The 20050-nt window shown below is 64.3% G+C and carries 14 protein-coding genes and 1 pseudogene; 5 read left to right on the top strand and 10 right to left on the bottom strand.

Going from position 1 to position 20050, the window contains the following annotated elements; all coding sequences use genetic code 11:
* Positions 1 to 362: 362 nt before the first annotated feature.
* The gene (locus tag ABD811_RS00070; protein ID WP_344938925.1) at positions 363 to 4025 is read right to left on the bottom strand and encodes an AAA family ATPase; all 3663 of its coding nucleotides are present in this window, start codon (positions 4023 to 4025) and stop codon (positions 363 to 365) included.
* A 323-nt stretch (positions 4026 to 4348) separates the two neighbouring features.
* On the opposite strand from ABD811_RS00070, the pseudogene ABD811_RS00065 reads away from it, so the two are divergent.
* The 3 genes and pseudogenes from ABD811_RS00065 to ABD811_RS00055 all read left to right on the top strand — a co-directional run bounded on the left by ABD811_RS00065 (position 4349) and on the right by ABD811_RS00055 (position 6326).
* Positions 4349 to 5163 (top strand): annotated as a pseudogene (locus ABD811_RS00065) (IS5 family transposase).
* 54 nt (positions 5164 to 5217) lie between these two features.
* Entirely contained in the window at positions 5218 to 5754 is a 537-nt protein-coding gene (locus ABD811_RS00060; RefSeq protein WP_344938922.1) for a winged helix-turn-helix domain-containing protein, read from the top strand.
* Entirely contained in the window at positions 5727 to 6326 is a 600-nt protein-coding gene (locus ABD811_RS00055; RefSeq protein ID WP_344938919.1) for a transposase, read from the top strand. The genes ABD811_RS00060 and ABD811_RS00055 overlap by 28 nt, the downstream gene beginning before the upstream one ends.
* Before the next feature lie 8 nt (positions 6327 to 6334).
* Here ABD811_RS00055 and ABD811_RS43750 read toward each other — a convergent pair whose 3' ends face one another.
* The 9 genes from ABD811_RS43750 to ABD811_RS44120 all read right to left on the bottom strand — a co-directional run bounded on the left by ABD811_RS43750 (position 6335) and on the right by ABD811_RS44120 (position 18134).
* On the bottom strand, positions 6335 to 6832 hold the full coding sequence (locus tag ABD811_RS43750; protein WP_425549356.1) for an SbtR family transcriptional regulator: 498 nt from the start codon (positions 6830 to 6832) through the stop codon (positions 6335 to 6337).
* Positions 6833 to 7200: 368 nt separating this feature from the next.
* Positions 7201 to 8568: a Wadjet anti-phage system protein JetD domain-containing protein gene (locus ABD811_RS00045; RefSeq protein ID WP_344938913.1), complete on the bottom strand. Its 1368-nt coding sequence runs from the start codon at positions 8566 to 8568 to the stop codon at positions 7201 to 7203.
* Between the two features lie 25 nt (positions 8569 to 8593).
* Positions 8594 to 11659, bottom strand: a complete 3066-nt coding sequence (locus ABD811_RS00040; RefSeq protein ID WP_344938909.1) for a coiled-coil domain-containing protein — start codon at positions 11657 to 11659, stop codon at positions 8594 to 8596.
* A complete protein-coding gene (locus ABD811_RS00035) occupies positions 11650 to 12186 on the bottom strand; it encodes a hypothetical protein (RefSeq protein WP_344938906.1) in 537 nt (178 codons plus the stop codon). The genes ABD811_RS00040 and ABD811_RS00035 overlap by 10 nt, the downstream gene beginning before the upstream one ends.
* 101 nt (positions 12187 to 12287) lie before the next feature.
* Positions 12288 to 12851 (bottom strand): hypothetical protein, encoded by a 564-nt coding sequence (locus ABD811_RS00030; protein WP_344938903.1) that lies wholly within the window; start codon positions 12849 to 12851, stop codon positions 12288 to 12290.
* A complete protein-coding gene (locus ABD811_RS00025; protein WP_344938899.1) occupies positions 12835 to 14133 on the bottom strand; it encodes a hypothetical protein in 1299 nt (432 codons plus the stop codon). Before ABD811_RS00025 ends, ABD811_RS00030 begins: the two co-directional genes overlap by 17 nt.
* Positions 14134 to 14264: 131 nt before the next feature.
* A complete protein-coding gene (locus ABD811_RS00020; RefSeq protein ID WP_344938897.1) occupies positions 14265 to 14591 on the bottom strand; it encodes a hypothetical protein in 327 nt (108 codons plus the stop codon).
* Between the two features lie 693 nt (positions 14592 to 15284).
* The gene (locus ABD811_RS00015; protein ID WP_344938894.1) at positions 15285 to 17999 is read right to left on the bottom strand and encodes an ATP-dependent DNA helicase; all 2715 of its coding nucleotides are present in this window, start codon (positions 17997 to 17999) and stop codon (positions 15285 to 15287) included.
* 6 nt (positions 18000 to 18005) lie between these two features.
* Positions 18006 to 18134, bottom strand: coding sequence for a hypothetical protein (locus ABD811_RS44120; RefSeq protein ID WP_486303618.1), 129 nt, complete (start codon positions 18132 to 18134; stop codon positions 18006 to 18008).
* Between ABD811_RS44120 and ABD811_RS00010 the strand changes: the two genes are divergently transcribed.
* Both ABD811_RS00010 and ABD811_RS00005 read left to right on the top strand, forming a co-directional pair.
* Positions 18129 to 18371 (top strand): hypothetical protein, encoded by a 243-nt coding sequence (locus ABD811_RS00010; protein ID WP_344938890.1) that lies wholly within the window; start codon positions 18129 to 18131, stop codon positions 18369 to 18371. The two genes, ABD811_RS44120 and ABD811_RS00010, sit on opposite strands and share 6 nt — an antisense overlap.
* Positions 18372 to 18932: 561 nt before the next feature.
* Positions 18933 to 19988 carry an IS630 family transposase gene (locus ABD811_RS00005; protein WP_344941019.1) on the top strand — a complete coding sequence of 352 codons (1056 nt, stop codon included), beginning with the start codon at positions 18933 to 18935 and terminating at the stop codon, positions 19986 to 19988.
* Positions 19989 to 20050: the final 62 nt, after the last annotated feature.

The raw sequence follows: 20050 nt of genomic DNA, 5'->3' as shown, positions 1-20050 counted from the left end.
ATCGCTCGTACGTGAGTCTTCATCTTTTGTGGCTATTTTAAAAGGCGCAGCTGCGTGACTGAACCCGAAAGGCGGCGGGCCGCGACTTGCTCGACTTCTTCGCGAGGTTTGCGGTACTTGCGCTCGTCGAACTACCTTAGATCTCCGCCTCCAGGCGGCCACTCCGCCGCTCGCGCGCAGTCGGCCCGTGATTGATTTGGTTGTAGAACCAGGACTGCGAGAACCCAGGCCCGCAGGGCGATCGCATTCGGGCCGCCCGATTCTGCAGGACTCGATGAACTCACCGCGATCATCTCTGATTCATGTCCCCACGCTACGAGGGAACGGCCAGGTCATCCCTACCCCCTCATGAGCTCACCTGGTCAGTCCGGCTTCTTTCGCCTCACGACCTTCTTCTTCGTGGGGATGGGCACCGGAGGTGCGATCGGGCCGATCGCCGCGCGGGCCTGCTCCGTCCAGCCATCGACATCCACACCGTTCAGATCGTTGGTGCAGATAAGGGTGCCTTGAGGCCCGCCGCCTTCCTCGTGCGGCAGGACTCCCCCAGAGCGGTACCAGTCTTCCTTGCGCTGCCAGGACTCCCGGTAGCTCTCCTTCTGGAGCATGCCGAGATGCTCCCAATACAGGGTCCTGCCGTCCGGGGCGACGATGGTGAAGTCTGGGCGAAGAGTCTTACCGTTCAGCGTCAGCGGGTGCTCGTACTGCCACCTTCCCGGCACCAGCTTTTCGAGGATGTTCGCGACGATGACCTCATTCTTGCTGCGAACGAGGACACCGTTGGCCGCAGCGTGTATCAGTCGCCGGTCCAGACGTCCCGTGGGCGTGCCGTCTGGGAACTGGACCGGCAACGGGTCCGGAGGGAAGAACAGGTCCGTCAGCCGGCGTGCGGTCTCTGAACCTGTGGAGATGCTCAAGTCGAGCAAGTCGTCCAGTGGTCCCTCGTGCATCAGGACGACGCGGTCCTTCTGCCGAGTCAGGGCGGTGTAGAGCATCTCGCGGGAGAGGCTGCGCGTCGCCCGGGGAAGCAGCACGAACACCTTCCCGAACTCCGACCCCTGCGATTTGTGGATCGTGATGGCCCAGGCGAGTTCAAGGGTCGGATTGTCATCGCCCTCCCCTCGATATCCGTACGTCGCGCCGAGCTGCGACGAGAACTCGACGTTTGTCCAGCGCGGCTGTGTGCCCTGCTTTCCGACCTGGCCCACGACCACGCCGATCTCGCCGTTGGCAACGTAGCCGAGGCCCGACTCCGGCGGGTATGGCTTGCACCGGCCGTTGACGTTGTTGAGCACCTTGTCGCCGAGGACGATCTGCTCTGGCCCGATGGGCTTCGGCGTGGTGCGCTTCCAGTTCGGCAGCAGGGCCTCTTGGAGGGCACGCGACCGGTGCTTCCGCTTCAGGTGGCGATTCACTTCGGTCGTGCCCCAGGCATGACCCCGGACGGGCGAGAGGATCTGCCAATTCTCCGACGACTCGGCGGCGCCGCCCTTCCCCTTCGGGAAGGTGACCCACTTGCCGTTCAGGCGGCCCCCATAGGATCTCTCGAATGCCGATGGGGCGCCCGGCGACACGCCAAGTTCGGAGGCGAGGGTCCTGTCGACGACCTCTGTCGGTCGTAGGGAATCCCACGGTACGGCAGCCAGGGTCTCCATCTCCGTGCCGGCGCGCAGGCGGTGCCACACCTCCTCATATCCCTGGGGCAGTTCGTCGCCGGAGAACCAGGCGGCGAGTTTTAGGTCGTCCCGGACCTCTCCGCCCTTCTGTCGACGCAGTTCCGTGAGTTCTGCGTAGCCTTCGCCCACCTTGGGGAACCGTGGGACGTCCGCGTCTTCGGTGAGCTTTGTGATCAAGTCCACGAACGGGCGTCCGGCGCCGATCGGCGGTAGCTGCCGGGGGTCGCCTACGAGGATGAGCCGGTCCGGCGATCCGAGCGCGCTGAGCAGGGAGGCGAACTGCTCTTCGGTGAGCATGGAGGATTCGTCGACGACGACCGTGCCGTAACGCGGCGCTATGGGCCTGTCTTTGACGAGGTATGTTCCCGTCTTCGCGTCATATCTCCCGTGCTTGCTGAGGAACTGGGCGATAGTCTGAGCGGGGTGCTCTACCTTCGTCTGGAGTTGCACCCTGGCCTTCCCCGTAGGCGCAAGGAGCAGCACGCCTCGGTCCCTGACCTCCTTCTGCGCCACTAGCGCCTTGATCAGGGTCGTCTTCCCGGTTCCGGCCCGGCCGTTGAGAACGCTCAGCGGCGCGGCGTACATCTCCGCGAGAGCCGCCTTCTTCTCTCGGCGGGCACGTGCCTCGGCGTCTTCGTCGTCGGCACTGTCGGGGCTGTGGTCGGGTAGGACGTCGTCCAATACGTTCTCAAGACCGTCTGGTACCACCATGCGGGGCTGAGCCAATCGGCTCTTCACTGTGTCCCTGATCAGTCGCGCAACGCTCTCGAGACGGGAGAGCTTGAACGCCGGGGTACCATCCTGAAGCTTGGTTCCGACGATCGGCGGCCAGAAGGGGTTGTCGGGGTCATAGGGCAGCTGGTCCGGGTGCAGCCCGTGAGCACTGAGGATCGGCTCTGTGACCGGGCATTCCTCGGTGAGCGGCATCTCCTTCACAGAGTCCAGCGCGTCGGGCAGCGGAAGCAGCGTGTCACCTTTGGCGGCACGGCGTTCCAACAGGTCAACGAGCAACGCCTGAATCCGCCGTTCGTCAGATCTATCCGTCATGGCCGAGGACTCACTGACAGGGAACCGGGCGCGGATGGCAGCGCTGGGAAAGCAGCCGCGGTCCACGACGTCGAACGGCACCGGTGTCCGCCCATTCGCGGTGCAGATGTGTGCAAGGTACGGGTCTTCCAGCAGATCCCTGAACTCGAACTCCAGCTCGGTGTCTCGTGTGAACAGGGCGGCTGCCTGCTCGCTGGTCAACTGGAATCTCGAGAGCAACTTGAGTGCGCTTATCCGCTCGTCGTCCAGCTGTCGCCATACCAGCGTGAGGGTCTGCGGAATCCACTCTCTGACCTCGGGAATGGCGCTGGGGTTCTCAACGGCCGCCTGGAACACGTCCCACGGATCGGTGTCCTCGGGTGTATGCCGGGCGATTACGCGGGCGACGACCTGTCCGTAGGGGACGGTTAGCGCGCTGAGGACGGCACCGAGGCCGGGCGCTGGGCCCCGCATCGTCCACATCTCACCGATGCGCTCGCTCACCCAGTCGAGAGATCGTTGCGGAACCTCGATGCCGAGTTCCCGGCATCGCATGGCAGCAGTGAACAGACGTTCCAGCGCGGAGATAGCGCGGTCGTGGGACACATGCTCGGTCACGTAGGCGAACTCCCGCCCACCGGTCGCCGGTGCCCATGCGAGGGCGTCGGCGACGTCCTCCCCCTCGGCGTCACGGCGGGCGAGCTCCGCCACGGGCAAGAGGATGCCGCCATGGCCTTCCGGGCGGAGCGAGTGCCGTACCGTCGTTTCCCACATGTAGTTGGGAAAGGCGGTTGCTCCGTCCGTGGGCCAATAGCCCGGTAGTTCGAGGTCGGTGATGCTCGCGGCCCCCACGAGCAGTGGTCCGTCGGTGCGGGAGCCGTCCAAGGGCGAATGCTTGGCATAGAAGAAGATCAGGGAACCGCCGGTGGCGCTCACGTCGGCGAAGAACCGCTCGATCAGCGCCTGCTGGTTGTCACCATGGATGACCCACTCCGGAGAGAAGCCCAGTGCTTCGTCGACCGCTTCTTCGCGCTCGGCCTCATAGGCGACATCGAAGTCCCTCAGTACCGCGGTGAGGTTGTCGCGGTTGAGCCAAAAGTAGGGTGTTGCATGGACCCCGTAGGCAGGGACGACTTGGTCTACCGCCTTGAGTCGCCCACGTAGCGCGGCATTGAACTCATAAGGGTGTTTTCGCTGCACAACATACGGATCTGGGCTGAGGAACGTGCCCCGCTCGGCGATGCAGCCGATGCGATGAGCCTCGACATCCGTTAGGGACTTGCCGGCATGAGAAACTTCGTAGTCGTCCTCACGGCGCTCGCTCACGGTTTGAAGGAGGATGCAGGAGGCGTTGCTCAGGGGGTCTCGGCACACGGAACCGTCCCACCCAGAGTCATGCCATGGCACGCGAACGGACAGATGCACCTCGCTACTCGGTCCACGCGTCACTCAACGTTACGCCAGCCTTCCGCCAGCGCGAGCGGTTTCGCCGAGAACACTGCCCTCGACGATCTCAGATGGCGGCAACAGTGGCAGTCGAACACTCTCCGAGTAAATCTACCCCTTCACTAATCGGCATTTCGGTCGGCCAGTAGGCAGTGTCGTCAAAGTGGCGGCGTGCTGGTGGTTGTGTGTGGATCATGTAGCACGTGGTGCGTCGTCATGAGCTGTCCGATGCCGAGTGGGCGGTGCTGGAGCCGTTGCTGCCCAGGCAGCGGATGGGGCGTCCGCGGGCTGATGACCGGCGGGTTGTGAACGGGATCGTGTTCAAGTTCCGCTCCGGGGTGGCCTGGCGGGATGTGCCCGAGCGGTACGGGTCGTGGCGGTCGCTGCACACCCGCTTCCGCCGGTGGGCCGCCGACGGGACGTTCACGCGGATGCTGCAGGCCGCCCAGGCCCACGCCGACGCCGCCGGGGACATCGACTGGCTGGTGTCGGTGGACTCCACCATCGTGCGCACCCACCAGCACGCCGCCGGCGCCCGAAAAGGAGGCGCCAGGCGCTCGGCCGGTCCCGGGGCGGGCTAACCACCAAGATCCATCTGGCCTGCGACGGCGAAGGGCGCCCACTGGGTTCGTGGTGACCGGCGGCAACGTCAACGACTGCACGCAGTTCACGGCCGTGATGGCGGCGATCCGGGTCCCGCGGCTTGGGCCGGGCCGCCCTCGCGTGCGGCCCGATCACCTCATCGCGGACAAGGGATACAGCGCCAAGGCCATCCGTGCCCGGCTGCGCGAACGCGGGATCGACGCCACCATTCCCCAACACGCCGACCCGGATCCGCAACCGGGCCCGCTGCGGCCGCGCACCCGCCTTCGACAAGGGCGTCTACCGGCTGCGCAACGTCGTCGAACGCTGCTCCAACCGGCTCAAGCAGTGGCGCGGCATCGCCACCCGCTACTGCAAGACCGCCCGCTCCTACCAGGCCGCCGTCACCCTGGCCGCCCTACTCATGTGGCTATGACACTTTGACGACACTTCCTACTGAGCTTTTCGTGAGTTCTGTGGGTGTGGAGAGGTGGAGTTTGTCAGTATCGCGATGCCCCCCAAGGCCGAGTCTGACAACCAGGAAGAGGGCGTCCCGCCGTTGCCCCGCCCTCAGCTGGCCGAGGCGCGGCGGATGCGTGCGGCCGAACTGCTCGAGCAGGGCCGCTCCCAGGCTGAGGTGGCCCGGATGCTGGGCGTGTCGGCTGAGAGTGTGCGGCGCTGGAAGCGGCGCATGGAGGCGGGCGGGGTGGCGGCGCTGCGGCGCCGCCCGGCCACCGGCCGTTCCGCCAAGCTCGATGACGCGCAGGTCGAGCAGGTGCGTGCCGCGTTGGAGCAGGGCGCCCAGGCCCACGGCTTCGAAGCCGACCTGTGGACGCTGGAGCGGGTCGGGCAGGTGGTCGAGCGCGTGTGCGGGGTGCGGCTGTCGCGGGCCTCGGTGTGGCGGCTGCCGGCCGCCCGTCTGGGCTGGAGCCTGCAGCGCCCGCAGCGCAGAGCCGTCGAGCGTGACGACGCCGAGATCGCCCGGTGGGTGACGCACGAGTGGCCGCGCATCAAAAGGGGGCCGTAGAAAAACGGGCATGGATCGTGTTCGTTGACGAATCGGGTGTTTCGCTGCTGCCGCAGGTGCGGCGCACCTATGCTCCCTGCGGCCGCACTCCCGCCTTGCGCCACCGCCTGAACTGGAAACGCGCTTCCATGGCCGCCGCGCTGGGCTACCACGCCGCCGACACCGGTCGAGGTGCGCGGTTGTGCTTTCAGTTGCGGCCCGGCACCTATGACACCGCTGCGCTGATCGAGGTGCTCACCCAGCTCAAGGCGTTTTACCAGGGTGAACGCGTGGTGCTGATCTGGGACGGGTTGTCGGCGCACTGGAGCCGGGAAATGCGGGCATGGGCAGCCGGGCAGGACTGGCTCACCCTGGAGCGGCTGCCCGCCTACGCCCCCGAACTCAACCCGGTCGAGATGCTGTGGTCGAGCATCAAGGCATGCGAACTGGCCAACCTGGCCGGCGACCACCTCGCCGACGTCGCCGACGCTGCCGAGGCCGGGATCCATCGCATCTGCCAGGACGAACAACTCGCATGGTCCTTCCTGGCCCACACCGGCCTGAAAATCCATCCTCCAACTCCACACAACTAACGAAAAGCTCAGTAGTGACTGTCTTTGAATTCGTGATCCCCCGGAGCAGCGTTGTTGGCGGAAGCCAGCGGAGCCTGCCGACCACCCGCGGACCTTGCTATCGGGGCTGGGGGCGTAGCCCGTCGAGGATAATCTGGGCGATGTGGGCCGAGCGCTCGCGGCTGGTCTCCGCGTCGGCGTGGCGGATTGCGGCGAAGGCTGGCAACGAGTGCCATCACCTCATCGACAGTGAGGTCATGGCGTATGATTCCGCCGGAATGGACGCGATCGAGCAGGCTCGCGACCTGGCGCGTGAGGTCTGCCGCGACGTTCGGGGCGGCGGTGCGCAAGTCGAAATCGGCGGCTGTGAGCGCGCTCTTCACCGCTGTGTTCTCCGCGCCGAAGCCATCATTCGGGACAGCAGCGTGAAGAGGGCGGCCGGATCGCCGGTGCCGGCGAGCGCCTCCCCCTTCGCCACCAGCTGCCTGAGCTGATCGATCGCGGCGGCGTACTTCACCACCGTGCATTTCGACGGCCACCTGTCTGTGCTGCTGCGGGCCAGCCGTATCGGTGAGCTCACCCGGAACGACCTGGCAGAGATCGTTCCGGGCGCGTGGTTGTCACGCGCCTCGGCCCGCCGGGCTGCAGCCTGGCTCAACGCTCATCCCCCGACTTGATCATCGTCTCGCCGCTTGCTCCAGGGCGCGGGAGGCGCGGGACACCTCGCACTGTGCGCGGCATGAGAGTACGTTCGCGACGATCACGATGACGCATAGGAAATCGCCGATTACGAACGTTCTCTCAATAAGGAAGGCAACCCCTAACTGCCCGTGTGATGCATCTACTGCCGTCTCTTGGCACCTCATCAAGAGCCCCATGGTGGTTTAGAAAATTTCTAGCTATGAGTTTCGAGAAGAAGTGTGCGGAGATGGGGGATGACGTGCGGGTAGAGGGATTCTTGTTCGCAGCCCGCGCCCTTGGCCTGGACGATCGCCGCTGCCAAGGGACGTAGAGGGACGGGGGCGGTGCTAGTCAGACGTTCGGCTAGTTGTAGATTGGCATTTTGCTTCTCGGGCTTCTGTATGTATTTGACACCTCTTTCGAAGAGGCTTGGTTCCATGGCCACGGGGCGGATGGGGCGACCTACCCGGTCTGTTAAGTCGGTCAGGATCTGGATGCCATGGGCGTCAAGATCGCACCAGGCGGCGAGGGGTAGATCCTGGAAGGAGCGCAGTAGGGAGGCCAGTGCCGTGCTCGCGTAGCCCTGGCCCCAGATTAATAGCCAATCCCTGCTCAAGTCGGTCTTCGTGCAGATCCGTTCGAAGGTGTCTTCGTTTTCAATAAGAAAGATGCCTATGGCGTCGCACTCGACCACTCCGAGCAACTGGACGCCATTGGCGGGCAGACTGATCCAGGGGCGTCCGCGTGTTGCGTCTGCTGCAACGCCGCCGACGCTCCACACCAGTGGCCCTCGCAGGCGTACTTCGGTGTCGCTCTGATCGACGGCTAGGTCGAAGGGGGTGCCGATGAGGTTAGCGAAGGCTTGCATGCGGGCTGTGCTCCAGTTCTTGGAGCCCCGCAATGCCACGGCCGCGAGTTCCTTGGCTGTCATACGTTCACCCGAGGCGGTACGCGGCCACCAAACGGATGCCGCGCGCACTGCGGCATCGTAGACGGTCCATCGATCGGTTCCAGTGCAGGAAGCGGCTGGCACGGCGAGTCTCGATCCTTCGGGGAAGGCGAGCAACAATCCGCATTCGTGCGCGAGCTCCGGTACCGCTTCCATGAGTCGAGCCAACTCTGCGCGGACAATGTCCGGGTCGGCTCTGCCGAGGAGTTCGTCCAGCTGGTCTTCGGCGAGATCGGCCCAGGGCTGGGTCAGCCGCCAAGACTTCGGCACGTAGTCGAGTCCATTGACAACGTCGCAGCGGAGGGCGATGCCGCCAGCCCGGACGAGCGCTGTCATGATGTCCCATGCACGTTCACCGAAGTCCTTCTGAGTCGAACTCCACTGACGGAACGCTTTTGTTCGGAGAACCTTGATCAGCTCGGTTCGTGTCAGCTCGGGTGGTGGGGCGAAAGCCGGGACTGGCGCCTTGGCGACTAGGTCCACCTCGGCCGGGTTGATACGCCGTTTCCTGTCCAGAGGTACACGCGGACCGTCGACTCCGCTTCGCGGGACGGTCACTGCTTTCGTGCCTTCGGGGATATCGCGGAGGTAGATCTCGGCGCGACCCTGGTCCGTGCTAACCAGCAGTGGCACGCCTCGACGAAGTGGCGCTGAGGACTCAGAACGGCGGTCGTCCATGCCTGATCCAATCTGCGGTGAGTGCGGCGCGGGCGCCGTTGTGGTCGGACCCCCAAGCGCGAGTTGGTTGGTTATAGGTCTCCGAAGTGGTGGTGTGCTCGAACCAGAGAAGTTCGCCGCAATAGTCGGCGGCGTCGGTCAGGACACTGTCCTGGCAGGTGCCGAGTATCGTTACCTGCTGCTCTTCGGCAACCTTACTGAGAGCCGCCAAGGTATCGCGTCGATTGACCTCGCCTAGGCTGTTGCCGAGTTCATCGAGGACCAGCACGCGGCCGTGGGGGTCGCTGTCGGCGAGCATCGCGGCGAGGACGAGCTGGATTGCCTGCACCTTCACCTGCGCGCTATTGGCTGTCTCACGGTAGGAGATCGGCGGGCCGGTACGGGAGCGACGCCAGCGCGGGGTCACCTGCCATCGCCATTCACCAGCACCTTCTGGGCGGACACTAGTGAAGTCCAAAAGCGCGCCAGAACCGCCGCGCTGGTGGTCGAGGCGGTTGTAGGCCTTGCTGATCAGCGTGAGGACCCTTTCGATGTGGCGCTCCAGCATCTCCTGGAGGCGTTTGAGTACTTCCGCGCTCGTCTCGGCTTCGACTTCCAGTTCGTCGATGAGTTCCTGGCGGATTCTGCGCTGCTCACTGACGCGCGTGGTGATCACTTGGTCGTTGTCGGCTGCTCCGGCGATTCTGGCAAGGAGCGGCGCGCTCACGTCATCGAAGATCACGGATGGTCCTCGGGCGTCAGTCTCGTCGGAGAACCGTTCTCTGAGTGCTGCGGCCTCGCCCAGGTCAGGGGCCAGGTCGTCACGATCGGACTCGACACCGAAGATTCTCAGCGCCTCTTTGAGGAGTTCTGAGGCGCGGCGCTTCAGGCTCTCGGGACGGTCCACGGTCGTGGTCGGCTCGGCTGCCGCGACTTCCGTTGCGGCTTCGATGCCTTGGCCCCAGAGCCGAAGCCAGACGTTGACCGCCAGAACCTCACGTTGTCTCTCAACTCCTTCTAGGGCTCTGCGCTGACGAGTGACTTCCTCCTTCGCGGAGTCGAGGAGTACCTGAGTGGTCTTGAAGTCGGCCTCGATCGACTTAACGGCTAAGCGCGCTTCTTCCCAGGCCGCTTCCGCTGGTTCCTCACGTTCGGAGAGGGCGCCCAACCGGTCGTCGATCTCGACCAACTTCGTGTCCAGCTCCCTTTCCTCAGCGGAGATTTTCGCCAGACGTGCCGCCGCTAGTGCCGCCTCGAGATCGGTTTCAGCGAGCTTGAGGCGGTTTTCTTCAACGGCGACGGCCCGTTGGGCCTCCGTCAGAGATTCTCGAGCGGCAGACAGCCGGCCTTCTGCCGCTTTGACGCGGGTGTCCCGCCCCGCGATGGGTGGGTCGAAGCCACTGACGACAACGGCGTTCAGGCTGGGAAAGCCGATGCCGCTCGGGGACGGGTCCGTCTGCTGATCGAGGTTGGTGAGGAAGTCCTCGACGGCCTCCTGGCCGCGGGCTGAAAGGGCCCGGCCCTGCGGATCTGATGGCACGCCGACGAGCTGGGTTCCTGGCAGCCGGGATGTGAGATAGCCGGCGGCATCGGCGAGACGTTCCCCAGGTACGGCGACGGCGTCGCGCCACGGCCACAGCCGGGCCTCCCATGCGTCACGGGACTCGGGGGCGGGTTCGACGACGTCAAGGACAGCGATGCCCTCGATGCCGATCTCAGTGAGGATCTGGATCGCCTTTCCAGGATTGCCGGACAGTCCGGCCCCGGCCAAGTGCAGGCCACGCTCGGCTTCCTCGACCTCGCTCATCGCCCGCTCAGCGTTCACACTGGCCCGGGCAAGGTCATGCTGCCGGCCTGTGACAGTCTGCCGGGCGGTGTCGGCATCGGTGCCGGACCAGCCCGCGGCAATCGAGCGGAGCGGTGGCCGTTCCTCCGCCAGTTGGGTCTGGCGACTTGTGACCGTCGCACGCTCGGCGCGGACGCCTTCGAGTGATGCCTTCAGGTGGTCCCGTTCCCGCCGCTTCTGCTCTTCGTCTTCGATGAGACGTTTCGGGACGCGCAGCTCAGCGAGCCTGTCGCTCAGTTGGTCGCGCTGGTTCTCCGCCTCACCGCGGAGTTCCTTGATCGCTTTGGTGCTCTCCTCAAGCCGTTGATCTTCGTCATGGGCCCGGTGGAGTCTGCACGCGAGGTATCGTCGCCAGAATCCCCGTGCCTGCTTGATGGTCTCTCTTGCGGTCTGGCGCGCGGCGACTCCAGCGAGATCGGCCTCCTCCTCGGCCCGGGCAGCGGTGTCGTTCTTAACCGCGGTGGCGAGTTCGCTTTCATGCTGGAGGAACTTCCCACGTTGAGCGGTCTCGCTCGCGAGGTCGGCGTCCAAGCCCGCGAGCGCGATTAGGGAGTCGCCGATGGTCTCGGGTTCCATCTCGGTCATCTGCTGGCTGAGGAGCGACGGGACACGCGGTCGCATCTGGGTGTCCAGGTAGGTCAGGCAGCGTGGCGCGTCGCCGTAGAGAACTTCGGCCATCCTTCGGGCGGAGATCGGCTTCTTTGGTTCACTCTGCTGCCAGAGGGCGTCGGCCTGAAGGATGCGCTCCGCTTCGTTATCGGCATCTGCGACGTGCAGTCCCGGCGCCCAGCGAGCCTCGACAAAGGGGGCACTTGCGGAGACGCGGACCCAGACCGTTACTGAGTCCGGGCCGGGCTCCGCAGACCGAGCGAACACTCCGACGATGTAGCCATAGGGCGCGGGGGGAAATCTCTGAGCAGGATCGAGGCCAGCGGCATCGGGCTTGAACAGCAGGTTTGCGGCGTACCGTCCTCCATTCACCGACAGCCGCCACTGCGGATCGGCGAGCAGGACGGAAACGGCGGCCAGGAAACTGGTCTTTCCTGATCCGTTCGAGTCGCCCTGGGGGCCTGTTCCTGAGACCGCTACGAAGGTACCGGGGACTATGGGGACAGCGTGATTGGTGAGCCGGGCGATGTCGAAGGTCTGGAGGCCGACAAGGTGGCGGACGCCGACTACGCCGCGGCCTGCGGTCTCTTGCGAGTTCGTGACTACGCCCATCGCGAGGCCTCCGAGGTCGTTGCACGATACGGGTGGGCGCGCCGACGTCTGATCGAGTCGGCCAGCGAGCCGTGGGGCTCGGCGAGCAAGATGAGTTGCTCGAATAGGAAAGTGGTCGCTTGCTTGGTGAGCCGATAAAACTGAGCACCCGGAACTAGGCCCTTACCTGGCACTCGGCGTACGAGACCAGCGTCAGTGAGGCGCTGAACCGATTGTTCCACCTGAATGGCCTTTACGGCGCACCCTCGGAACTGCTCGTCGGGGACCGGCCGACCGTTCGTCCACGGTGCTTCGGAGGGAAGTTCGCCCTCGGCCCGAGGTATGGCCACGCTGAAAATGAGGATCAATGCAAGAACAGCACGGTCGGTGTCGGGAAGGATGCCGAGGCCGTCGTCGGCGAGTCGCAAGGCGATGGCGTCGTCGTAGCCGGAGATCAGGCCGTTCGGCCAGGTGATCAGGACGCGGCCTGAGGCGGCCAAGACATCTTCGACGACGCGACGCAGCGCAGGTTCCGCCAGTGCGGGCAAGAGGTGGGGCGGCACTGGGCTCCGGGCGTGGTCGAGTGCCGCCACGGCCGCATGGACTTGGGCTTGGCGTTGCTCTGAGAGCGCGGCTAGTGACGGTAGCATCAGCAGGCCTCCGGGCCGCCCGGCAGCCGATGATGCTCAGCGCGCAGGGCAGCAACGTCGTCTTCAGGCCACAGGGCGATGACTGGACCTAGTCTGATCACGCCGCTGTCCTTAGATCGCGAGAGAAGACCGCAAGCGGTCAGACGGCGTAGCGCAGCGCGGTGAGCGCCTCTTGTCCGTTGGCTGGAGCCCTCGGCAGCGGACGAGAATGCCTGCAGCGAGTCGAGGATTTCCGCCTCCGCGGCGGGAACGCCCGGGTAGAGAGACTGGTTGGGGTCGGGCCAGCACCATCGGATACACGCGGCGAGGACGAACAACTGGCTGGACGTCGGCAATCGAAAATGGGGTTCGTGAGCTTCCTGTCCAAGTAGATCCGACGTGGCCGGCCAGGAGACCGTCAGTGCGCGGGCCCCGTACTCGTCGCGGACTTCCGCCAGCGTTTGGCCAACGCGCAGGGCCGCGAACTTGATATCGGCCAGCTCTCGCGTGCTTCGGGGAAACGGACTGGTCCTCGTCACGCGCATCTTCGCGAGCAGGTAGGCAGGGTCATCTTCTAGAGTCATCGGTGGTTGTCAGCTCCATCGGGGAAGACTGGGGAAGAACACGGCTTATCTCGATCGGCGTGACATAGGTGACCTCAGCGACGGGATCGGTCAAGATCGCGGTGGAGAGCGTCGCGGTCAGGGGGCTGCCCGGCGCCGCGGACGCCAGAAGAACATCGACGACGATCTTTACGGCAGCGGGCCAGCCCGCCGCCCTGATGATGCTGGTCAGATCAGCTTCGTCACCCCCCTGGAGCGCGATCTCCATGGTGGCGATCCGCCGCGCGCGAGCTCGCTCCGAGCGCTGCTGGGCTTCCTCGATCGGGTCGCGGTCGGATGTGGTGGCCGTAGAGGGTGGAGGCCGACGCCGTGCAGGCCTGGGGCGGTACTGGTCGACGGCGTCGATCAAGTTCCCGACGCTAGTGGTCAGGGTTGGTGGGTCGAACACCGTCCGGGAGAAAACCTCGGACAACTGGCCCGCGCTCGATCTCTGAGCCGCCGTTCGGTATTGCTCTGGCGAGAGCATCGAGAAGTCTCTGCGGGTGCTGGCAAGACTGACCAATCGGTCCCAAAGCTCGCTGATCGCCTCGCAGTAGTGGGAGGCGGCCCTGATTAGCCGCTGTCCCGCTCCCATCAACTGGTGAAATCGGTCCGCGACGACCGTGACAAGCGCCTTGGCCTCGTTCAGCAGATCGGCGGCGGCTCGTTGACTCCTGCGTTTATCGAGGAGTTCCTCAATGGTTCTACTGCGTACCAGGCGCAGCAGATTGGCGGTGGTGATCGTTAGAGCATGCCGCGCCTGAGTGATTCGCTCGCTGACCTCGGCCTCGTCCAGGAGCCCATCCTCGATCTCGCGGGTAGTGCGGCTGAGCAGCAGAGCGATCTCCTGAATTCCGCCCTCGCGGTCGAGGCGGCCGAAGACGAGCAGAGCGACCGCGCTCATGTCGTTAATACGGTAGCGAACCTGATGCTGACGATCGGGGCCGTCGTTGGAGAGAAGCATGCCCGTTGAGATGAACACATTGATCCGGCTACCGACCTCGTCAGCAGAAAACTGCGGCACACATGCCGAGATCAACTCTCCACGCGTCAGTCCAGTGCCACTATCGAGGTCTCCGAAAGCTGCGTACACCGCTCGAGCGATCTCAAGCGCCCGAGAATTTTTCGTGACCGCACCAGCGTCGACGGCGATCGGTGCGACGAATGGATTGAAGCGCTCCTGAAGTGTGGTGCTGTCGTGGCCAGTGGAGAAATCGATGCCGATCTGGCCAGAAGAGTAGTCATGGGGGCTGTGTGCTGCCATCGACAGTAAGAGTACTTCAGACTCTCGCATGCCTGCTGAGGTTGCAGGTATTACTGCCCACGACGCAGTCGATCACACTACAAAGCCCAATCGAAACCCTAATTCCGGCCGGGCCGTAATGAATCGTGAACCTAACGACCGCCTCCGCTTATCGGGTCCGCTTCGCCCGCGAGAAAGATCAGGCCGGTCGGGCAGACACGATTGAGTACACCGCCCAGCAGCGTCTCCTCGGCGACCAGGACGGTGCCTGGAGCATGGTCTCGTTTGTCCCCGACCTCCGACATGGTGGTCACTTGGGACACCTTCACCGTCTTCTCCCTCGCACACGAACGCACCGATCCTGTGCTGCTCTCCAACGGCAGCAACGCCTGGAAGGGCATCATGCCTGGCCCGCGGTGCCTGCTGCCGTCCATTCCGAGCTCGGCGAGATGGCCGAAGGCGTCGCCGTGGAGCTCCACACAGACGGTGCCGGAGTTTTTACTTTGTGGGTGCCGGATCTCAACCGGGAGCTCCGCGAGGAGACCCGGCAGAGATTTGCCCTGCCGCTTCGTCGAACTCTGGCTGATGGGTGACTGTTCTATCCGGCCTGCGCTTCCTCGCTCACTACGCCCGGGACTACGCCTACGCCGGCGACGATGCGCTGATCCGCGCCGCTACCTGCAACTCTTCCCAGGGACGCCGCGTTGAGCTCAGCACGGACGGAGCGATGGGCCCCTCTCGGCTCGTCACTTTGACGCGCGCCGTCCCGATTCCCATCACGGAACGCGCTGCCCCCTTGGACGGCCTCGCTAGCGATGGCCCGCAGCTCGTCTCTGCGGCCGCGTACCTGGTTGGTGACCTGATGTGCACCCTCGGTCATCCTGACGTCCTGCACATCACCACTGAAGGCAGGTTGCTCCAACTCGGTGGTGGGGTCACACGGACGCGAACAACAAATGGGCGTTTGGGTCTGGTGCGAAGACCCTTTAAGTGGCGCGGTAGTGGTGCGGCACGGCGTCGGCACGCCAGGACAAGGGTCCTGAACCCAGCTGTACAACGTCCGCGGCAGTAGCGGAAGTTTCTTTTGGTGCACAACGCGCGGCCGTCCCGTCCTAGGCTCGCTTCCTCGTCCATCCAGTGTCCATGTGTGCCCTGCCTGGGCGCTCGTCGGCTCATGAAGAACGCCGGGACCTGGCAACGGGTGTAAGTGCACGGCGGCTCGAGAGAAGCGATACGTCCTTCGTGCTCCTATCCCGCTGAAGATTTTTCAGTACAGACTGCTGGGTCTCTGGTGTCCAGAAAATCTTGAGGCTCTCGCGCGCCCGAGTGACGGCCGTGTAGAAGATGCTGTGTGTGATGTCGTCCTCGTTGGCATCGGTGATGACGATCTTCACTGAGTCGTACTCGAGGCCTTGCGCCTTGTGGATTGAGACAGCGTAGGCGACCTGGAACGGCACGGAGGTGTTGAGCGAATCGTCGTCCTCATCGCTGATGTCGTGGTCGTATACGGAGAAGCGCACGGTCGAGCCCTCCACCCACTCGAGCTCTCCGCCGCCGACGTCGATCTCGGTGAGCAGTCGATCCAGTTCGATGTCGAACTGGATCTGACCTGGGGCGTCGTCGATGTGGACGATCCGGCCCTTCAGGTTGTTGTAGATCACCGGCCGAAACCGCTCGGTCTCATGGAACAGGACAGGGTCGCCGACCTTGTAGGTGGAGACACGCCAGGTCGTCGCCGGGTTCGGGTTGCTGCTCTGGAGGAAGCGGTTGACGTTGTTGATGCCGTACAACCCGTCGTAGTTCAGGCACAGGATGATCTCATCCTGTGCCTCAGGCTCGAACAGAGACTTGTCGAGCACGGTCGAGTAGTGGTTGCGGGCGATGGCCTCGGCGATGTCGTCCTCGAGGTTGCGCACCTTGCCCCAGAAGCTCAGGAGCGACTCGCTGGTGGTTCGGAACGGCGTCGTCAGCTCGAACACCGAGGTGCTTGGGATGAACGAACGGATGATGCTGAACCAGTTGCCGAACCGGATCGACTCGATCTGGTAGACGTCGCCGACTAGGACAAGCAACTTGAAGGACGTCTTCTCCAGCACCTTGAGCAGGTCAGCGTTGCTGACGATGCTGCACTCGTCGATGACCAGAAGGTCGTACTCCAGATCCGAGGCGGTCTGGTAGATCTGGCTGCTGATCGTCCGGAAGGTCGAGCACTGAGCAGTGACCCTGCGCTTGAGGTTGTCGATCGCCGGGTTGGTGTGAGCCAAGAAGAGCTTGGTCTTGTCGTTGAAGTAGTTCGCGATGTGATCGACCATCGTTGACTTGCCCGTGCCGGCCGCGCCGTAGACCAGGGCCACCCTCGACTGGCTGAACAGGCGCTTGAGCGCGTCTCTCTTGGCCTCGTCGTCGATGCCGCGAGGCGCCTCATCCAGCCAGCGCTCGACGGCTACCGTGTAGCCGTCGAGCCCGGACGAGGCATACTCCTGGAGCTTCTCGACGATGGCGACAGTGCCGTCTTCGTACCCGCGGATGAAGACGTGGCCCTTGTCCTGCACCAGCTGGCGCTCGGTGTGCTTGTAGTAGAGCAAGCCGTTGTAGGTGGCGATCAACTTGGCGACGTCTCCGAACTCCTCGAGATCGGAGACGGGCGTGTAGAGCATTCCGTGGCGGTCGACGTTGTTTCGCACTCGCCGAGCGAGCAACTCGTGATTTCGGCCGGTCGTGTCGAGGCTCTCAACGAGGTCCCAGTAGCGCGGGTTGTGTCCCGGCAGCGAGGTGCAGAAGGGCATCTGGTCGAACGGGATGCAGCCGTAGAGCAGGTTCAGCCCGGACAGACGGCCGCAACTCTCCCAGTTGTACTGCGTCCTGAGAACCTGGTTGTGCATCCGAAGCATGAGGTAGCGGATGACGTTGTGTCCCGGAGCGGCCGACCGCACGATGCGGCGTGCCTCGTCCAGTACTGGGAAGATTTGCGCCTTGGTGACACCGACCGTGCCCTCGGCCTTGGTCGCCGCGTACTTGTCGTCGGGCATGTTGATGAGATCGAGCAGGCTGCCCGAGCCCACAGTCAGGCCCCGCATCAGGTAGCTGTACTCGGTGGAACTGCTCCGGACTTTAATGGTGATGCCCAGGAGGCGCGCGAAGTTGTCGAACTCGCAAGGTCGGATCGACACCTCCCATTCACCGATGATCGTGATCGGCATCGTCTGGTGGAGGACGTCGATCGAGTCACGCTGGAGCGTCAAGATGGCCGAGTACTTATCGGTCATGTCGATGTCGGTGAACGCGATCATGCGGTCGAACTTGCTGACCTGGTTGACGGCTCGGTAGAAGGTGACCTCGTAGTAGATGCGTCCGCCGACGAGGAACGGGCGCGTCTTATGGATGTAGTAGCGATGCCGCGCTCCGCTGCCCGACCCCGTCGAACGCAGTGCCTCGATCCGGGCGGCGATCTTCTCGTGGTACTCGCGCAGCGACGGGTCGAGATCGACCGGGAACGACTCCAGGTTTGCCAGCACGGCGATCCCGCAGCTGTCCCATAGCAGGGTGCGGATGCGCAGGAGGTACTCGTAGTATTTGAGCATCAGGCGCTCGGAGGCGTCCCCGTCCAGCGTGTAGTGCGACGCACTGATCTGGATGAGCTTGTGGAACTTCCCGAGAAAGTTCAGCTTGGCCTTGGCCTTGACGAAATCGAGTCCTGGATCGATTGCCGCGTAGTTGTACTCAGCGTCATCCGTGCCCGTGTGCAGACGGACGGCGACGCCTTCGACCAGGTTCCGAAGCTGAGCAAGGACGTTCTGGGACAGTAGGGCGCGCTGATCCGTCAGCGAGTCGATGTTCCGACAGATCGCCTCATCCGTGCTCTGGATGTGCTCGACGACCGTGGTCATGAACCTTCACCCTCCCCGCTCCGCTGGCCGTCCCGTCGAGTGCCTGCTGCTTTGCTCCAACTCACGCCTGTTCGGCATGAGGGCGGTCATCATCGCCTTGAACTGCGTGCCATAGTTACGGTACTTGAGGTGCAGCAGCTCATGGACGTGACGGTCGAGAGTGCGACCCAGAGCAGAGCAACCCGGGGCTCACCTTCACGCCGTATCGACGTGGGTCATACGCTAGATGCTGGTGCGGGTGACGGCCATCCCGATTACGATCTGCGGCAGATCGTCATGATGATCATTGGACTTGCCGAACGACCGAAACCCCGCCGCTGGTGGTCATCGGTGGCCTGCTCGGCGGGCACGACCTGGCTGAACTCGTCGTGAGAGACGGCTTGGTCGGCGTCCTCGGTCTCGAAATAGGTACTCGTCGTGGCGAAGAACAACAGGTCCACCTGAAGGTTCAGCAGGAGAGCGACCTGGTGGAACGCCTCTTCTTCGAGCTTGGCGGAGATCTACGGCGGCCAGTCCATCGCCCGATACAGGCATTGTCGCGGGTTGATGGCAGTCCGTCGGTCACCACATCCTCGTTCACCCAGCCGCGAGCTTGGGGGACGGTGCCAGAGCCCGGTCGGTGACCAGCGCGAACAACACCCGCTCCGCCGACGGGTCGAGTCGTCGGTCCGTGAGCAGCCGTTTCATCGTCGTGCCGATCTGAAGCCGCTGTCATAGCGCGTCCAGCACCCAGATGCCGCCCAGTGGCCGGGATTCGATGAACGCTAGGCTCTCGGCCGATGAGGCCCGGGTCGCGTCGGGGCTAGTGCCTCGTCCAGGAACGTTCTTCGGGAAATTGATCTTTAGGGGGGTGTGGCCCAGGCTGCTTCCGAGTCGAGTCTCGGAGGTGCTGTGGTGGGGCGTTCCCCGGAGGTGTTCGTCCGGCCGGTGACGATGGCCGAGGGGCAGCGGTTGCAGCGGATCGGGCGGACGGCCAGGGAGCCGGTGAAGCTGCGGGGGGCGATCGTGGTGCTGATGTCGGCGCAGGGGCAGCCGGTGCCCGATATCGCGCATCTGCTGGCTTGTTCGCCGGAATACGTGCGCGGTGTGATCCACGACTTCAACGAGGTCGGGTTCAAGGCGCTGGACCCAAAATGGAGCGGGGGCAGGCCCAGGACGATCAGTGATGCGGTTCGTCGCCGGATCTGCCTGATCGCCCGGTGCTGCCCCCGTGACCTGGATCTGCCGTTTGCGACCTGGTCGCTGTCCAAGCTCGCCGAGCACCTGGTGGCCGTGGGCGTGGTCGCCTCGATCAGCCGCGAGAGTGTCCGGCAGATCCTGCGCGAGGGCGGGATCAGCTGGCAGGCCACCAAGACCTGGAAGGCCTCCAATGATCCCGACTTCCAGGCCAAGATGGCCGCTGTGCTGGACCTTTACGACAACCCGCCGGCCGATGGGCGGGTGGTCTGCGTCGATGAGTTCGGCCCGTTGAACCTGCAGCCGCGCTCCGGCCGCACGTGGCGGCCCGAAGACGAGCCGGCCCGGCAGCGGGCGACCTTCCACCGCTACGGCGGGGTGCGGCACATGCTCGCCGCCCTGGACCTTGTCACCGGGAAGATGGTCTACCGGATCCGTCACCGTAAACGCCGGCGCGAGTTCCTGTCGTTTCTGAAGGTGCTGCGGGAGCGCTGGCCCTCCCAGAAGTTGTATGTGATCCTGGACAACTTCTCTCCGCACAAGCATCCCCAGGTCCGCCGGTGGGCGGCCGGCAACGACGTCGAGCTGGTGTTCCTGCCGACCTATGCCTCCTGGCTGAACTGGATCGAGTGCGAGTTCACCGCGTTGCGCTACTTCGCGCTCAACGGCACCGACCACCACACCCACGCCGAGTGGGGCACCGCGATCGGTGACTACGTGCGCTGGCGCAACGCCCGAGCTCTGCCCAAACGCCACTTCGCCCCTGACTCGGTCATCCGGACGTGGACGGATTACAAGATCAACGTTGCCTGACGAGGCACTAGGGCCTGTTCTTAGTTCAGATCATGGGAGGGCTGGCAGGCTGCGGAGCCAGA

The sequence above is a fragment of the Actinomadura miaoliensis genome, assembly GCF_039536785.1.
GTDB lineage: Bacteria > Actinomycetota > Actinomycetes > Streptosporangiales > Streptosporangiaceae > Spirillospora > Spirillospora miaoliensis.
This window is presented reverse-complemented; position numbering and strand designations above follow the sequence as displayed.